Raw genomic sequence first — 15,439 nt, 5'->3', positions numbered from 1 at the left:
GTCCCCGGGGTCACCGGAACCCTGCGTCCCGGGAAACATCCGGAGGCGTACGCAACGTCCCCTCTGTCCCCTTACTGACGACTGGTGTTGCCGGATCGTTCCCCACGGGAGTGGGGTCCATGCCCCAAAGCCCTTACCCTTGGGTTTTGTGTTCCGTAGCCGTGCGAAGGATGAGAAGGCCCAGGACGCCGACAAGGCGCCGGTGAACTTCTCCAAGCAGCCCCGCGACCCGCAGGCCCCCAAGGGTCGCCCCACGCCCAAGCGCAGCCAGGCTCAGAGCCAGCGGCGCAGCGTGGCCAACACGTCGATGACGCGCAAGGAGGCCGCCAAGCGCCAGCGCGAGGAGCGCCGTGCCGCGCTGGAGCGGCAGCGTCAGGCGCTGGCGAGCGGCGACGAACGGTACCTCCCCGCGCGTGACAAGGGGCCGATCCGCCGGCTCGCGCGCGACTTCATCGACTCGCGCTTCAACATCGCGGAGTTCTTCCTGCCGATGGCCGTGGTCATCCTCGTGCTGAGCATGGTGCGGGTGGCCGCGTTGCAGAACATCGCGCTGCTGCTGTGGCTCGTGGTGATCGTGCTGATCGTGCTCGACTCGTTCGTCACGGCCTTCCGCCTGAAGAAGCAGCTGAACGAGCGCTTCCCGGGCGAGAACAAGCGCGGTGCCATCGCCTACGCCCTGATGCGCTCGCTCCAGATGCGCCGGCTCCGGCTGCCGAAGCCGCAGGTCAAGCGTGGAGAGCGGCCCTGACCACGACGCCGTTCTCCGGGGGTGCGGCGGATGCCTGGCTGGACAGGCTGGGCGGGCTGCGCGATGTCGTCCGGCAGGAGTTGGTGGCCCGCCAGCTGGACGAGCAGATAGTCGGCCGGTTCCCGGTCGGACAGCGCCTGCGGGTGCTCGACGTGGGGATGGGCCAGGGCACGCAGGCGCTGCGGCTGGCCCGGGCCGGGCACCAGGTGACCGGTCTGGAGCAGGACTCGACGATGATCGCCGCGGCCCGGGAGGCCCTCGCCGGGGAGCCGGAGGGCATCCGGGAGCGGATGCGCATCATCGAGGGCGACGGCCGGGACACCGGTGTGCACTTCCTGCCCGGCAGCTTCGACGTGGTGCTGTGCCACGGCGTCCTGATGTACGTCGAGGAGCCGGACCCGCTGCTGGCGGGGCTGGCCCGGATGCTCGCGCCGGGCGGGCTGCTGTCCCTGCTGGTGCGCAACGGTGACGCCCTCGCGCTGCGTCCGGGGCTGTCCGGCGACTGGGCGGGCGCTCTGGCCGCGTTCGACACGGTGGCCTACCGCAATCGCCTCGGGCTGGACGTGCGGGCCGACCGGCTGAAGGACCTGACGTCGACGCTGGCGGGGATCGGGGCGCCGCTGCACGCCTGGTACGGGGTGCGGGTGTTCACGGACACGGCGGCGGACGGCGCCGAGGTCCCCGCCGACGTGGAGACGCTGCTGGCGGCGGAGGAGAAGGCCGGGCGGACGGATCCGTACCGCGGGGTGGCGGCGCTGCTGCACCTGTGCGGCGTGCGGGGCTGACGCGCGCGAGAACAGGAAGGGGGCGGGCGGGGGCCGTGCGGCCCCCGCCCGCCCCCGGGCTCACGCCTCGGCGGCGTGCAGACTCATCGGCCCGTAGATCTCCGTGGCGTCCTCGAACAGCCGCACCTGGTCGGCACCACCCTCCTGAAGGGCCTTCCAGTGCTCCCCGATCCAGGACTCGGCGTCCCCCTGCGTGGGGAACTCCTCCGGCGGCACCGCGGGCTGGACCTCCGTCCCGTCGGTCTTCTCGAACCGCCACGTCCATGCCGCCATGTACGCCTCCCATGTGTGTGAGCACACTGCACAGCGAAAAGCCGGATCCTGGTCCGGCTCCCGTCCAAGAGCCTATGCGCTCCGCCGTGTGCGGCGTCATAGGCCTTGCGGGGGTGCGGGTCACCGGTTGGAGTGCGGGCCGTGGCCGGCTGGTCGCGCGGTTCCCCGCGCCCCTGTCGGGGCGTCTCGATCACGCGTGACGCATGGCCACGGGTGAGAATCGTTGCGTGGAACTCACTCTGCTCGGCACCGGCGCCCCCGCGGGACTCCCCCGCCCCGACTGTCCCTGCGCGGCCTGTGCGGCCGCCCTCGGTCCGGACGCGCGGGCGGCCACCGCGCTGCTCCTGGACGGGGCCGTGCTGCTCGATCTGACGCCGGGCGCGGCGTTCGCGGCGGCGCGGGCGGGCCGGTCCCTGACCGGCGTTCGTCAGGTGCTGCTGTCGCATCCGCACGACGGGCCGCCGGTCGAGGTGCCCGCGGGGCTGCCGCAGCCCGGACGGGTGCCGGACGGCCGGGAGTTGACGCTGCTGACGGGGCACCGGGTGCGGGCGGTGGCGCTGGACGCTCCGGGCACGGGCTACGCGGTGACCGGTCCGGAGGGGCAGCGGCTGCTGTATCTGCCGCCGGGCGGGGCCCCGGCGGGTCTTGAGGAGCCGGCCGAGTCGTACGACATGGTGCTCGCGGACGTCGTGGGGCGGCCGGACGCGCTGGCGAAGCTGCGGGCGGTGGGGGCGGTCGGGCCGACGACCGATGTGGTCGCCGTCCATCTGGACCACGACGTGCCGCCCGGCCGTGAGCTCGGGCGGCGGCTCGCGGCGGCCGGGGCGCGGGCCGTGCCGGACGGGGTGACGCTGGCGGTGGGGGCGTACGAGGACGTGCCGGACGTGCCGCGGCGGACGTTGGTGCTTGGCGGGGCGCGGTCGGGCAAGTCGGTGGAGGCCGAGCGCAGGCTGGAGGCCTTCCCGGACGTGCTGTACGTGGCGACGGGCGGCTCGCGCAACGGGGACACGGAGTGGTCCGCGCGGGTGGCGGCGCACCGGGTCCGGCGGCCGGGGTCGTGGCAGACGGTCGAGACCTGCGATCTGGTGCCGCTGCTGGAGGCGGAAGGGCCGCCGCTGCTGATCGACTGTCTTTCGCTGTGGCTGACCGACGCGATGGACTCCGCCGGGGCGTGGGACGACGCGGTGTGGGCGGAGCGGGGGGAGAAGGTGCTGCGGGAGCGGGTACGTGAGCTCACGGAGGCGGTGCGGGCCACCCGGCGGACGGTGGTCGCCGTGTCGAACGAGGTGGGGTCGGGGATCGTGCCGTCGACGGCGTCGGGGCGGCGCTACCGCGATGAGCTCGGGCGGCTGAACGCGGGGTTCGCGGACGAGTGCGAGCACGTCCTGCTGGTGGTGGCGGGGCAGGCCGTGGCGCTGCGGGGCTGACAGCGGCCACGGCCGGGCCTGGCGACGAGAGCTAGGGGGCCTTGCGGGCGATCACCCGATAGGTGTTGGCGAGGCGTGTGCGGCGGGCCAGCGGGGCCAGGAGCTGGTCCGCGACCGCCGCCACGGCCACCAGCGGGACGCCCGCGCGCAGCAGGGCCGTACGGGCGTGCCGTCGGGCCGGGGGCGGGGGGATCGCCCGCCAGGGGGTGTCCGGGGCCGGCAGGGCGTGGGAGAGGGCCAGGGACAGGGCGCCCGCGAGGTCGTGGGGGACGTGGACCGGGCGGTGGTCGAGCGTCAGAATCGTGCAGCCGGCCGCCTCCAGTTCCGCCCGGAGGTTGGCCGGGGGGACGAGGTGCAGGTGGCGGGGCTGGTCGTGGGCGAGCCACCAGCGGCCCAGGAGGGCGGCGAAGAGGCTGCGGGGGTCGAGGGTCTCCAGCAGCAGGTGGCCGCCGGGGCGCAGGACGGACAGGGCCGCGCGCAGTTCCGCTCGCGGGTCCGGGGTGCCCTCCAGGTGGTGGAGCATGCTGACCACGTCGTAGCGGGCGCGCAGGGGGGCGGCGATCCGAGGGTCCGTCAGGCGGCCTACGTGGGCCTCCTCGACGCGGTCGGCCGAGCGGGCGCGGACCACGCGTGGGGTGGGGTCCAGGCCGTCGAAGGCGGTGTACGGGAAGAACCGCCGGGCTGTGGCCGGGAAGCGGGCGTGGCCCGTCCCGACGTCGAGCCAGCTCTCCGGTTCGCCCAGGCGCAGCATCGCGCGGGCCGCCGAGCGGTGGCGGCGCGGGCTCGCGCGCAGGGCGAGGAGGCCGTCGCTCGCCGGGTCCCGGGGCGCCCCGCGCACGGTCCGGTGGTAGAGCGCCAGGCCCTCCACGGTGAGGCGGGGGTTCTGGAAGGTGTGGCCGCAGTCGCGGCAGGCGTCGACGGTGAAGCTGCCGGGCTTGTACTGCCGCAGGTCACCGGTGCGCAGCCGGGTGCGCAGCCGGGTGGAGCCGCACCAGGGGCAGTCCTGCCTGCGCGGTTCGTGGACCGGTGTGGTCGCTGGGGGGAGGGGGAGTGCGGAGGGGGCGGGGTGGGCGGGCATGGGCGGCTCCCGGGCGCGGCGGCGTACGGCGGGGACGTACGGCGGGGGTCGTCGGGCGAAGAGCGGTCACGTACGACAATCCGCTGCAAAACGGAACGTATGGGATGCCGATCCCGGGTGCAACGACGTCGTCGTGACGGAGTGGTGATGTGGCGCCGTGCTGTTCGACCGGGGCCGGTACTGTTCGGCGAATGAGCTCGCTTAATCTCGACGACTTCACCGATCTGATCGAGCGTCCGGACGGCGGGGTCCGCCGTGACGCCGAGGCGCGCCGGGAGCGGCAGATCGTGCCGCCCGGATCGCTGGGCCGCCTCGACGAACTGGGTGAGTGGCTGGCGGCGGCGCAGTCCGCCGTGCCGGTGCGGCCGGTCGAGCGGCCCCGGGTGGTGCTTTTCGCCGGTGACCACGGCATCGCCGGGCTCGGCGTGTCGGCCCGCCCGGCGGGCGGCGCCGGGGAGTTGGTGCGCGAGGTCCTGGAGGGCGGCCGGCCCGTGTCGGTGCTGGCCCGGCGGCTGGGCGTGCCGGTGCGGGTGGTGGACATGGCCCTGGACTGCGACCCCGAGTCGCTGCCGGAGGACGTCGTCCGGCACCGGGTGCGGCGTGGCAGCGGGCGGATCGACATCGAGGACGGGCTGTCCGTCGAGGAGGCCGAGGCGGCGTTCCGGGCCGGGGTCGCGGTGGCCGACGAGGAGGCCGACTCGGGCACGGACCTGGTGGTGCTCGGCGATGTGAGCGTCGGCGGGACCACGGTGGCGGGCGTGCTGGTCGCCGCGCTGTGCGGGGTCGACGCGTCGGTCGTCACGGGCCGGGGCGGGCTGGCGATCGACGACCTGGCGTGGATGCGCAAGTGCGCGGCGATCCGGGACGCGCTGCGCCGGGCGCGGCCGGTCCTCGGGGACCAGTTGCGGCTGCTGGCGACGGTGGGCGGCGCCGACTTCGCGGCGATGACCGGCTTCCTCCTGCAGAGCGCGGTGCGCAAGCTGCCGGTGGTGCTCGACGGGGTCGTGACGGCCGCCTGCGCGCTGGTCGGGCAGCGGATCGCGTTCCGGGCGCCGGACTGGTGGCTGGCCGCGCACGACAGCGGGGAGCCCGGGCAGGCCAAGGCGCTGGACCGGATGGCCCTGGAGCCGCTGCTGACCCACGGGGTGACCGTCGGCGAGGGTGCGGGCGGGCTGCTGGCGCTGCCGCTCGTGCAGGCGGCGGCCGCGCTGGCGGCGGAGCTGCCGGAGAAGCCCAAGGAGTCCGAGGAGCCGGCCGGGCCGGAGCCCTCCGAGGAGCCGGAGGAGCCCGCCGGGCGGTAGCGCCGCCGAGATCCAGGTCACTCACGCCTGGCTCAACTTCGTCCCGTTCCGGTCGGTCTTGGAACGTGGTGTCGGTTTGACTGAGTCGCAGACACCCTCAGACGTAACCACGCACGGACGAGGACGACCGCCCGATGACCACGCTCGCCCGCTGGGCCCGCGCCGAATGGGGTGCGCTGTACGCGGCGGTGCGCGGGCCGCTGGCCGAGCGGCGGTGGCGGGCGGTGCCGATGGCGGTCACGGCCGCGTGCCTGACGGCCGTGCTGCACGTCGTGCACCAGCAGTCGTGGGGCTTTCAGCTCGTGCAGGACCTCGGCGGGGTGCGGGCCGGGGACCCGGTGTGGTCGGCGCTGCTGCGGACGCCGCTGTCGCTGTTCGTGCCCGCCCTGGACCTGCCGGTGTGGGGCGCTCTCGCGCAGATCCTGCTGGTCTTCGGCGTCGCGGAGCTGTGCCTCGGCTGGTGGCGGACCCTCGCCCTCGCCTATGCGGCCACGCTCGCGGGCACGCTGTACGCGCGCCTGGGCATCTGGCTAGGCCCGGACTCCCCGCTCGGTCTGCCGGCCTCCGACCGGTGGGTGGTGGACACCGGGCCGTCGGCGGCCGTGGTGGGCCTGGCCGTCTTCCTGGGGTGGCGCCTGCGCGCCTGCGTCACGGCGTCGGTGGTGATCGCGGCGATGGTGGTGGAGGTGGTGCTCAAGGAGAACCTCGCGGGCAAGGAGCACCTGGCCGCGATCGTGGCGGTGCTGGCGCTGTGCGCGGCCGGCGAGCTGCGTCAGCGGCGTTCGAGGGACCGGGCCGGTTCGGGGTCGGGCGCTCCGCCGATCCAGTCCTGAACCGCGCGCGAGGGAGCCGCCCAGCGGCGGTCGTGGTGGTAGGAGCGCAGGGCGGACTTGGCCCGGGCGCGGGGCCGGTTGCGGTAGAACCGCTTGGCCCACGGCGAGGTGGGGCGGGCCAGCCGTACGGCGCCGACCAGGGCGACGAGGGGGATGATCACGCCCACGACCGCGAGGCGGACCTTGCCCTTGAACAGGGCGATGAGGGCGAACCCGAAGTTCACCAGGATGTTCACGAGGACGACGGCGCGGTTCTGCTGCTGGTCCTCGTCGAGGTCGTCGACGCCCAGCGGTGAGAAGCCGATCAGGAGCAGGCCGACGAGGGAGGCGGTGAGGACCACCATCTCCACGCTCTTGCGGCCGTCCGGGGTCCAGTAGACGTCGGCGAGATGCAGGACCAGGGCGAACTCGTCCAGGACCAGGCCCGCGCCGATGCCGAAGAACACCGCGGCCAGGCACGAGCCGAAGCCGTGCCGGCCGCCGGCGACCGCGCCGAAACCGCCGATGATCGTCAGGATGACCCCGGGGACCACGTGGTGGACGTGGACGCCACCGCTGCTGACGTTGCCGAAGGGGCCCCTGCCGGCCCGGATGAGGCGGGTGATGATCCGGGTGATCAGGAAGGTCAGCACGAAGGCGACGAGAGCGAGAAGGAGCGGCAGCTTGCCGGGTTCGATGATGTTCCGCTCCAGCCATCCCATATGTGAACTTTATCCTCGGGTGCCGTTCCCGCTCTCCTGACCGGCCGGTAGCCTGCGCCGGTGCCCAGAACCTCGCCCCTCCACGGCCTCCGCTTCGCCTTCGGCACCCTCACGGTGATCCCCGTCCGGGTGACCCGCTGGGACCGGGAGGCGGCGCGCGGCGGCATGCTGTGCGCGCCGCTGGCCGGGCTGGCGGTGGGTGCCGCGTCCGCCCTGCTCGGACTGGTGCTGCTGTTCCTCGGCGCGGGAGCGCCGCTCGCCGCCGTGGTGAGCGTCGCGGTGCCCGCCGCGCTCACCCGGGGGCTGCATCTGGACGGGCTCGCGGACACCGCCGACGGCCTGGGCAGCGCGAAGCCCGCCGAGGACGCGCTGCGGATCATGAAGCAGTCGGACATCGGCCCGTTCGGGGTCATCACCCTCGTCCTCGCCCTGCTCGCGCAGGTCGCCGCGCTCGCCCAGGCCTACGACGCCTCCTGGGCCCGGGGCGCGTGCGCCGTCGTCGTCTCCGCGACGTGCGCCCGGCTGGTCCTGACCCTGGCGGCGCGGACCGGGGTGCCGGCCGCGCGGCCGGAAGGGCTGGGGGCGGCGGTCGCCGGTGTGGTGCCGCCGCGGGGCGCGGTGGTCGCGGCCGTGGCCGTCGCGGGGGCCGCGGCGGGGTCCGGTGCCCTCCTCGGGCCGTACGGCGTGGTGCGTGGCGTGCTCGCGGTCGTCCTCTCCCTGGCCGCCGCCGAGGCGCTGCTGCGCCATTGCACCCGCCGCTTCGGCGGGGTCACCGGGGATGTCTTCGGCGGCCTGGCGGAGACGGCGGCGACCACCGCGCTGGTCGTTCTGTCACTGGGCTGAAACGATCTCCTCGTCCCTCTCCTGCCCGGGCCGCTCAGCCGCTAGCTTCCTGCCCGACACACACGTGATCGGGGGATGTACATGCCGAAGCTGCGCCGTGCCCTGGCCTGGCTCGTCGATTTCGCGCTGGTGGTGACGCTCGCCTCGGCGCTCGCCGTGCTCACCTTCCACCGGGTCTCGGCGCTCGTCACCGACGTGCCCGAGCTGGCCACCCGCGGCGGCCTGGACCTGCTGACCTCGCGCGGTGACGTGCTCGACGCCTCCCAGGACCTGGGGCTGACGCTGTGGGACAAGTCCGTGCTGTACGTCGAGCAGGCCTTCGGGCTGCTGGTGCTGGCGGTGTTCCTCTACCAGTGGGCGTGCCTGGCCGTCGCCGGGCGCACCGTCGGCAAGGCCCTGGCCGGGCTGAGGGTCACCCCGACCGTGCCGCGCAGGATGCGGGCGGCCCGGCGCGCCGCCGTCACCACCGCCGTGGACGTCGCCGTGTACGCCGTGGCGTGCGTGCTGCTGGTCGAGGGGCAGGTCGTGCTGTCGGTGCTGGTGTGGGCGGTCGCGGTGGTGCTGTTCCTGCTGAACGCGCTGCCGGTCCTCTCCCCCGGCCGCCGGTCCCTCGCCGACCGGATCGCGGGCACGGCGGTGACCGGGTTCGGGCTCAGCAGGCCCGTCGCCACGCCCCTAGTTCGTACTTCTTGAGCAGCGAACTGAGCCTGAGCCGGCGAGAGTCGGCGCAGAAGCGGCCGGTGGGCACCTCGTACTCGACATGGAAGACGGCCTTGCCCGCGGCGACGAACGGCTTGAGGGCGGCGCACTCGCCGTACTGGGCGCACTGTTCGTTGACCGCGAAGTCGAAGTCCCCGACCAGTTCCGGGATCTGGTCCAGGTCGTTCTTCAGGCCGACGGCCAGCCCCCGGTCGTGGGCGAGGCGGGCGATGAGGCGGTTGTAGCGGAGCTGGTCGGTGGCCGTGAGCGGGAAGCCGGTGTCGTTGCGGTAGCCGTCCATGTTGTCGGGCTCCACCGCGTCGAAGCCCTTTTCCCGGCACATGTCGATCCGGGCCGCCATGAGCGGCTCCAGCACGTCGGTGCGGCGGATGTCGAGCCAGCGCTCGCCCTTCCAGCCGTTGCCGCGGCCCAGGACCGACGCGGGGAAGTCACCGGCGTCCGGGCGGAACTCCTCCCAGGCGCCGGTGGACAGGTAGCAGATGACCTTACGGCCCTCGCGGTGCAGCCGGCCGACGGTGTCCTCGGAGTGGTCGAAGCCGTCGATGTCGTAGACGGGCACGTCGACGGAGGTGTCCAGGCGGCCGCTGAGCTGCCACTGCCAGGCGGTGCCGGGGCGGGGACGCCAGCGGGGGCCGGGCTTGTCGTCGGGAGCCTGGGCGCACCCCGCGAGCAGCACGAGGAGCAGGGCGGCGACGAGCGGGGGACGGCGTCTCACGGGGCGTTCTCCAGGGTGTGCGGCAGTGTGCCCCAGGGATGATCTCCCGTTCCGGGCACCGCGCAGTGCACCGCCGCGCCCCGCGCCCGGGCCAGGGTCTCCGGGTCGGCGCCGCGGGGCACGTGGTGGACGAGGTGGCACAGCCGTACGTCCGGGCCGCCGGGCCGGGGCTGCGGGGGCAGGGCGCGGTACGCGTCCCAGGTGCCCTCGAAGGTGACGAGGAGGTCGGCGATGCGGGCGTAGCAGGGGTGGGGTGTCGTGCCGTGGTTGAGGACGAGGGTGCCGCAGCCGACGCCCCAGGCGGCGACCGCCAGCCGCTGGTAGTGCTCGAACGGCTCGGGCCCGGACGGGACCTGGTCGAGGAAGGCGCCATCCGCGCGGTACCAGTCGCGGTGCCGGGCGAGGTCGCGGACGACGTCACCGGCGGGTCGGCGGCCGTAGTCGGTGTCGGCGTACCCGAGGACCCGCACGCCCGCGGCCCGCAGCCGGCCGGCCACCTCGGCGAAGGCCGCGTCGGGGCGGTCGCCGGGGCCGTCGGCCGGGTTGAGGACGACCCCGTAGAGGCGGGGTGCCGCCGCCACGATCGCGTCCCACTCGGCGGGGCGGACGGACGGGTGCTCGTAGTAGGGGACCAGAAGAGTGCTCATCGGTGGGCGGTTGCCCTTCCCAGCAGGGTGCACACCAGGGCGGTCTGCGCGACGGCGGCGGCCCCGTACACGGCGGTCGCGGTCAGGTGCGGATCGCCGGTGCGGGTGACGAGCAGCAGCGTCTGGACGAGGGCCGCGGCGCAGCACACCGCCGTCGCGCCTGTCACGGCGCCGGACGACTGGAGCAGCAGGCCCGTCCACAGGACCACGCCCAGCAGGAGCAGCCCGGCCGTCCGGAAGCCGCCCGGGGCCGGGGCGTGCGGCCACAGGGCGGAGGCGGCGAGGCTCAGCGCGAGCAGGACGAGGAGGTAGCCGGCCAGGCACCGCAGGACCGTCAGGACGGTGCCGCGCCGGAAGGCCCGGGCGGTGCCGCTGGAGCGCAGCCCGGCGAGGCTGTGGCCGCGGAAGCGGTACAGCAGCCACTCGGCGGGGCCCATGCTGAGGGTGAGCGCCACGGCGGCGGGCGCGGCGATCGCCCCGGCTCTCTCACCGGCGAGGACGTCACCGAGGTCCGCGTGCAGCACGAGGACACCGGTGGCGAGCCCGAACAGCGCGTACGGCACGGAGGCCGTGAGCCGGGGTGCGGCGGGGCGGCGCCGGGCGGGCAGGGCGCCGAACGCGCCGAAGGGGAGGAGGGCGGCGAGGCCGGCGCTGCAGCCGTGCCCGTCCTTGAGGGCGGGTGCCACCTCGCGCAGGGCGAGCACGGTGACCGCCGCCAGGCCGGCCACGAGCAGGGCCACGCTCACGGCCTCGGGCAGTGCGGCGGCCGGGGACAGCACCGCGCCCAGCGCCACCGGCGCGAGGGCGGCCGGCAGCAGTCGTTCGCGGCCCATCACCAGCACAACGGTCGCCGCGGCCAGGTAGCAGGACTGCCCGGCGGCGAAGGCGATCACGGCCGGGGAGGCGCTGCCCGCGCACGAGAGGGCGACCAGGGAGCCGAGCAGCGCGCCCGCCGGGGCGCCGATCAGCAGGGTCCGCCGGGCGGCGGGCCGGTCGCCCAGCCCCAGCCAGACGTAGGCCCGGTGGGCGAGGCCCTGGTTCCACGTCCAGCCGCACAGGGCGCCGGCCAGGAGGGGGACCGTGCCCGCGGGGAGGCCGAAGTCGCCGGGGCCGGCGAGCAGCGGGGCCCCGAGGACGTAGGCGAGACCGGGCAGGGCGAAGACGACGCCGCGCAGCAGGCAGCCGAGCAGACCGGCACGCCACGGGCCGGGGGGCGGGGCGTCGGGCTCGGGGTAGCGGCGCTCGACGCGTTCGTAGAGGGTCTCGGCGAGCGCGAAGGAGTTCTTCAGGCCGTACCGCTCGCGTATCTGGTCGTCGGACAGGCCGTCGGACTCCAGCAGGGCGGCTATCTCGTCCGGGTGGACGGCCGCCGCGGTGAAGTCCTCCAGCCGGTCGGCCAGTTCGTCGACCGGGTCGGGCAGGGCCCAGCTGGGGGTGCGCTGCCGGGGGATGCCGGGGAGGGTGCCGGGGCGGGGCCCCGGGGGCGTCCGCACGCTCTCGCTCACCAGCCGGCCCCTTCCCCGGACTCCGTCCCGGGGGACCCCGGGACGGAGGTGGACGCGTACCAGGGGTCGCGCAGTTCCAGGGTCCAGTCGTCCACGGTCTCCAGCGTGGGTTCGTACACCTCGTCCTCGCCCGCGAGTTCCTTGTAGATGGTGCGGAAAGCGTCCACCGAGCGGCGCAGGGTGAACCGGTCGATGACGCGCTGACGGGACAACTCGCCCAGGCGCACCCGCCGTTGATCGTCCTTCAGCAGGGTCAGCGCGGCGGCGGCCATCTTCTCCGGCTCGCGCGGGGGCACCACCAGGCCCGTGTCGCCGACCGCCTCGCGCACCCCGCCGACGTCCGTCGACACCGTGGTCCGGCCGCAGGACATGGCCTCGATGATGGAGAACGGGAAGCCCTCGGAGATCGACGACAGCATGACCAGGTGGCCGGCCGCGTAGGCCCGCCAGACCTCGCTGACGCGGCCCTCGAAGGTCAGCCCGTCGGTGACGCCCAGTTCGGCGGCGAGTTTCTCCAGCCGGGTGCGGTAGGCCTCGCCGCCGGGCGGGACCGGGCCGAAGAGCCTCAGCCGGGTCGCCGGGATCTCCGCGCGCACCGTCGCGTAGGCGCGGATCAGGGTCTCCAGGTCCTTGATGGGGTCGACCCGGCCGCACCAGGACAGGGTGGGCACCTCCGGCTCGGGGCCGGCGTGCGGGAAGGCGGCCGGGTCGACGCCGTTGTAGACCGTGCGGATCTTGTCGGCGTCGGCGCCGCCGCGCTCCTCCCAGCGGCGGTTGTACCGGTTGCAGGGGGTGATCAGGTCGGCGGCGCGGTAGCCGTGGGAGTTCAGTTCGCGGTAGAAGCCCAGCATGAACGCCTTCACGGGCCAGCGCTGGGCGCCCTGGCGGTAGCCGAGGTAGCGCTCGCGCAGGTAGATGCCGTGCTCGGTGAGCAGGAACGGCACCCCGTCCAGGTGCCGGGCGGCGAGCGCGGGCAGGGTCGCGAGGCCGCTGCTGACGGCGTGGGTGACGGTGCCTTCGGTGCCTTCGGGTATGCGGAAGCCGAGCGGGCGCAGGGCGTGCTCCAGCAGGTCGGTGGCGGTCAGCGCGTCGTGCACGGTCGGGTGGGCGGGGGCCGTCGGCAGGTGCGGCATGGTCCAGATCCACATCAGCGACCGCAGCGCGGACTCGGTGCGCAGCGCGGCCGGCAGCAGCCCGTCCCGGGCGAGTGCGGCCAGCTCGTTCAGGGACTCGCCGAAGTCGGCGTGCGAGCCGGGGTCGAGGAAAGAGAGCAGGAACCGCTCGTAGGTCTCGGTGAACCGGCGGCGGGCCCTGCCGTACGGAGGCCTGGCGCGGCCCGGGCGCGGACCCCAGGTGGGGATCGAGGTGTGCGCCTGGACGTTGGGCGGCAGCTCCCAGGTGACGGGTTCACGGCCGCTGCCGGTGAGCGAGACGATGTGGAAGCCGACCTCCGGCATGCCCTTGACGAGCTGGTCGCACCAGGTGCTGACGCCGCCGTGGACGTGTGGGTAGGTGCCTTCCGTGAGCATGGTGACATGACGGCCTGTACGCCTCATGCGGTGTTTCCCCCTGGGTGCGGACGGCGGGCGGGGAACTGCTGCCGGATCCCGGGCGCGGGTCCGTCGTGGCTGGTCGCGCAGTTCCCCGCGCCCCTTTAGGGCAGCTTCAAGGTGAGGGCCGACTGGAGCGTGGCCGGGGTCGTCCAGGCCGAGCGGGCTCCGGCGTACGGGGTGCCGAAGGCGCTGGTGCCGACCAGGAGTTGCTTCTTGGTGCCCTCGGGGGCGGTGACCGGGATCTGGGTGCCCGACGGGGCGGTGACCGTGACCGTGTTCCCGATGCGGTACGCCGTGACGCGGTTGTTCGCCAGGGCCGTCTGCCAGGCGGCGCGGCGCTGCACCTCGGTGCCGATGGCGCTCTGCCGGGGGTTCTCCAGCGGCGTGCTGTCCGTGAACAGCGCCCGGTAGTCGGCGAGCACCTTCTCCATGACCGGGTACAGCAGCCGGTCCTCGGCCAGGTTGGACTGGTGCGCGTAGTGCGGCCGGGGATCGCCCGCCAGGACGTGCCCGAGGGCGGTGCGCGCCTCCTGCGGGACGATGTGCCCGGCGTAGCCGGTGGTGACGTCGAGCGGCTCGTCCAGGCACGTCGAGGTGGGGTTGTCCTCGCAGACGCCGCTGCCGCCGTCGGCGCGCGAGGTGTAGACCCAGTTGTACTCGTCGGCCATCTCGGCCGCCGTGCCCACGTTGTAGTACACGTTCATCGGGTGGCGCGGGACGGTCAGCGCGCTGCCGACCGCACGCTGCTCGGGCTCGCGGGAGTTGTCCGAGGCGATCCACTTGACGCCGGTGTCGGCGAGGGCGCCGGCCAGGTTCGGGTTGTCGTCGGGCTGCTGGGGCAGGGTCCTCAGGCCCGAGTGCTCCCCGGTTACCAGCTCCGTGCGGTCGATCGGCAGGCCCTTGCCCACGGCCCAGGTGTGGTTGTCGCGGATCTGCGCGGCGATCTCGGCGCGGCTCATGTACGCGGTCGAGCCGTCGGCCTTCCTGGCGCAGCTCCACGGCACGCGGGAGGTGTCCTGCACGCAGCCCAGGAACGGGTGCGTGTAGGTGTGGTTGACCCAGCGGTACTGCGCCTTGTCCGCGAGCAGCCGGGCGGCGAGGGCGTCGGTGCCGCCGTGCTCGGTCTTCCACTCCTCGCCCGAGCCGGCGTTGAAGACCATGTCCATGGTGAAGCCGTGTTCGCGCTGCCACTGGGCGGCGTGGGCGGCGTCGTCGGCGGTCATGCGGATCGGCGTGGTGCTCTCGCCGTCACCGCCCGCGCAGTCGAAGTCGCCCGGGGTGCAGTTGTGTTCGGTGTCCCAACGGCTGTCGGGGGCGAACACGTCGTCGACGTGCACCGCGAAGGAGTTGCGGGTTCGGCCCAGGTGCACGCCCTGGGTGAGCCACTCGACGATGCCGCGGGCCAGCAGCCGGAACTGCTGCTGGCTGTTGTTGTAGGCGAACGTCACCACGAGCTCGCGGCGGCCGTCGTGGGCGTACTCGCCGACCAGGCTGCCCCTGCCGGTGCCGCCGGGCACCGGCAGGTCGACGTAGCTGGTGTAGCCGCTGCGGGGCCGGGCGACGTAACCGTAACTCTCCTGCACTGCCGGTGCGTTGTCCTCGAAGCGGAACGCGCCGTCGAGGTAGCCGAACGGGCCGGTCCTCCCGGCCGCGGTGACGGTCGCCTCGCGCCCGTCAAGAGTGCCAGCCCAGCCACCCTCGCTGGTGTAGTCGAGGCCGACCGCCGGGTGCGCCCAGGTGTAGGCGTCGACCTGCGGGATGCCGTAGGCGCGCTCGTAGGTCTCCAGCGCGGTCTGCTCGGCGGAGCCCGCGCCGAACGGGGTCTCGTCGGGCAGCACGACGCCCTGGTACTTGGCGCGGGGCCGGCCGCTCACGGTGTCGCTCAGGAACGCCGCCGTGATCACCGGCCGGCCGGAGTCGTTCAGGTCGACGGTCGTGTACGGGATGCCCGTGCTCCTCAGCTGGGCGGTGACAGCCCTGACCGGGCTGTCTCCGTCGTCCACCACCAGCACCCTCAGATCGACGCGGGGTTCCTCGGCGGCCGCGGCCCCGGGCGTCGTGACCCCGGCCGTGATCATGCCGGCGGCCGTCATCGCCGCGGCCGTGGTCCTCCATCTGCGCGCACGCTGCGCCATGGTTCCTCCCCCAGAGCGGTGAGCAGGGCGCTCACCGGATCGCGACGAGTGTGACCCGGTTCACCGGTGTGAGGGTTCAAGAAATGGCCACTGCGCCACCGACGGGTGAACGCCCGCAGGAATGAGCGAACGGGACCACGCGCGTAGTCTCGACGTCGAGTGTTCGCCGCACCGG

The 15,439-nt window shown here is 74.2% G+C and carries 15 protein-coding genes; 7 read left to right on the top strand and 8 right to left on the bottom strand.

The genetic code is table 11. The annotated features are described in order from the left end of the window. The first annotated feature begins 148 nt into the window (after window positions 1-148). Both AB0I06_RS23800 and AB0I06_RS23795 read left to right on the top strand, forming a co-directional pair. On the top strand, window positions 149-748 hold the full coding sequence (locus tag AB0I06_RS23800; RefSeq protein ID WP_363120858.1) for a DUF3043 domain-containing protein: 600 nt from the start codon (window positions 149-151) through the stop codon (window positions 746-748). Between the two features lie 83 nt (window positions 749-831). Continuing rightward, the gene (locus AB0I06_RS23795) at window positions 832-1,533 is read left to right on the top strand and encodes a methyltransferase domain-containing protein (RefSeq protein WP_363120857.1); all 702 of its coding nucleotides are present in this window, start codon (window positions 832-834) and stop codon (window positions 1,531-1,533) included. A 60-nt stretch (window positions 1,534-1,593) separates the two neighbouring features. Here the strand turns inward: AB0I06_RS23795 and AB0I06_RS23790 are convergent, their stop codons facing one another. Beyond that, window positions 1,594-1,806, bottom strand: coding sequence for a hypothetical protein (locus AB0I06_RS23790; protein ID WP_062926420.1), 213 nt, complete (start codon window positions 1,804-1,806; stop codon window positions 1,594-1,596). A 227-nt stretch (window positions 1,807-2,033) separates the two neighbouring features. Here AB0I06_RS23790 and AB0I06_RS23785 point away from each other — a divergent pair, with 227 nt between their 5' ends. After that, window positions 2,034-3,233, top strand: a complete 1,200-nt coding sequence (locus tag AB0I06_RS23785) for a bifunctional adenosylcobinamide kinase/adenosylcobinamide-phosphate guanylyltransferase (RefSeq protein ID WP_363120856.1) — start codon at window positions 2,034-2,036, stop codon at window positions 3,231-3,233. Window positions 3,234-3,264: 31 nt separating this feature from the next. On the opposite strand, the gene AB0I06_RS23780 is transcribed toward AB0I06_RS23785, so the two are convergent. After that, a complete protein-coding gene (locus AB0I06_RS23780; RefSeq protein WP_363120855.1) occupies window positions 3,265-4,311 on the bottom strand; it encodes a class I SAM-dependent methyltransferase in 1,047 nt (348 codons plus the stop codon). A gap of 191 nt (window positions 4,312-4,502) precedes the next feature. On the opposite strand from AB0I06_RS23780, the gene cobT reads away from it, so the two are divergent. Together cobT and AB0I06_RS23770 are read left to right on the top strand one after the other, a co-directional pair. Further along, window positions 4,503-5,612, top strand: coding sequence for a nicotinate-nucleotide--dimethylbenzimidazole phosphoribosyltransferase (gene cobT, locus AB0I06_RS23775; RefSeq protein WP_363120854.1), 1,110 nt, complete (start codon window positions 4,503-4,505; stop codon window positions 5,610-5,612). Window positions 5,613-5,746: 134 nt separating this feature from the next. Beyond that, window positions 5,747-6,445 (top strand): hypothetical protein, encoded by a 699-nt coding sequence (locus AB0I06_RS23770; protein WP_363120853.1) that lies wholly within the window; start codon window positions 5,747-5,749, stop codon window positions 6,443-6,445. Here AB0I06_RS23770 and AB0I06_RS23765 read toward each other — a convergent pair. Next, window positions 6,385-7,146 carry a hypothetical protein gene (locus tag AB0I06_RS23765; RefSeq protein ID WP_363120852.1) on the bottom strand — a complete coding sequence of 254 codons (762 nt, stop codon included), beginning with the start codon at window positions 7,144-7,146 and terminating at the stop codon, window positions 6,385-6,387. The genes AB0I06_RS23770 and AB0I06_RS23765 overlap by 61 nt on opposite strands. 60 nt (window positions 7,147-7,206) lie before the next feature. Here AB0I06_RS23765 and AB0I06_RS23760 point away from each other — a divergent pair, with 60 nt between their 5' ends. Together AB0I06_RS23760 and AB0I06_RS23755 are read left to right on the top strand one after the other, a co-directional pair. Further along, on the top strand, window positions 7,207-7,989 hold the full coding sequence (locus AB0I06_RS23760; RefSeq protein WP_363120851.1) for an adenosylcobinamide-GDP ribazoletransferase: 783 nt from the start codon (window positions 7,207-7,209) through the stop codon (window positions 7,987-7,989). An 81-nt stretch (window positions 7,990-8,070) separates the two neighbouring features. Further along, window positions 8,071-8,682: an RDD family protein gene (locus AB0I06_RS23755; protein ID WP_363120850.1), complete on the top strand. Its 612-nt coding sequence runs from the start codon at window positions 8,071-8,073 to the stop codon at window positions 8,680-8,682. Here the strand turns inward: AB0I06_RS23755 and AB0I06_RS23750 are convergent. The 5 genes from AB0I06_RS23750 to AB0I06_RS23730 form a co-directional block, all read right to left on the bottom strand. After that, entirely contained in the window at window positions 8,642-9,424 is a 783-nt protein-coding gene (locus AB0I06_RS23750) for an endo alpha-1,4 polygalactosaminidase (RefSeq protein ID WP_363120849.1), read from the bottom strand. The genes AB0I06_RS23755 and AB0I06_RS23750 overlap by 41 nt on opposite strands. Further along, window positions 9,421-10,071, bottom strand: coding sequence for a spherulation-specific family 4 protein (locus tag AB0I06_RS23745; protein WP_363120848.1), 651 nt, complete (start codon window positions 10,069-10,071; stop codon window positions 9,421-9,423). The genes AB0I06_RS23750 and AB0I06_RS23745 overlap by 4 nt, the downstream gene beginning before the upstream one ends. Continuing rightward, entirely contained in the window at window positions 10,068-11,576 is a 1,509-nt protein-coding gene (locus AB0I06_RS23740) for a hypothetical protein (RefSeq protein ID WP_363120847.1), read from the bottom strand. The genes AB0I06_RS23745 and AB0I06_RS23740 overlap by 4 nt, the downstream gene beginning before the upstream one ends. Further along, window positions 11,573-13,132, bottom strand: coding sequence for a GT4 family glycosyltransferase PelF (pelF, locus tag AB0I06_RS23735; RefSeq protein WP_363120846.1), 1,560 nt, complete (start codon window positions 13,130-13,132; stop codon window positions 11,573-11,575). The genes AB0I06_RS23740 and pelF overlap by 4 nt, the downstream gene beginning before the upstream one ends. A gap of 98 nt (window positions 13,133-13,230) precedes the next feature. Then, window positions 13,231-15,264, bottom strand: coding sequence for a hypothetical protein (locus AB0I06_RS23730; protein ID WP_363120845.1), 2,034 nt, complete (start codon window positions 15,262-15,264; stop codon window positions 13,231-13,233). Window positions 15,265-15,439 lie beyond the last annotated feature (175 nt).

It is taken from the genome of Streptomyces sp. NPDC050674 (assembly GCF_040654575.1).
Taxonomy (GTDB): Bacteria; Actinomycetota; Actinomycetes; order Streptomycetales; family Streptomycetaceae; genus Streptomyces.
The sequence above is the reverse complement of the archived record's forward strand: the minus strand, read 5'-3'. Positions and strand labels throughout refer to the sequence as shown.